At 61.5% G+C, this 408-nt stretch carries 1 protein-coding gene; it reads left to right on the forward strand.

The genetic code is table 11. The annotated features are described in order from the left end of the window. The coding region (locus tag LK12_RS23270) for a thiolase family protein (protein ID WP_039290636.1) at positions 1–408 on the forward strand (408 nt) is incomplete at both ends.

Consider the following 408-nt stretch of genomic DNA (forward strand, 5'->3'; position numbering starts at 1 on the left):
CGTGCCGGCCGTAACAATTGATCGGCAGTGTGGGTCTTCCCAGCAGTCCGTCCAGTTTGCAGCGCAGGCGGTCATGTCGGGCACGCAGGACCTAGTCATCGCTGCCGGTACCGAAAGCATGACCCGCGTTCCGATGTTTTCCAACCGCGCGCTGCACGACAAGGCGGGCATCGGCGAGGGGCCTTTCCCGCACTCGGTTCTCACCCGCTACGGCGTTGACGACTTCAGCCAGTTCGCCGGCGCAGAAATGATCGCGGCCAAGTATGGTTATACGCGTGAAGATCTCGATGCCTATGCGCTCGAAAGCCACCGTAAGACCGCGAAGGCCATCGATGCCGGCGCTTTCAAGGAGGAAATCGTACCGGTTCGGACCGACGACGGTCTCTTTAAGGTCGACGAGGGCGTGCG

The organism is Novosphingobium malaysiense (assembly GCF_000802225.1).
GTDB lineage: Bacteria > Pseudomonadota > Alphaproteobacteria > Sphingomonadales > Sphingomonadaceae > Novosphingobium > Novosphingobium malaysiense.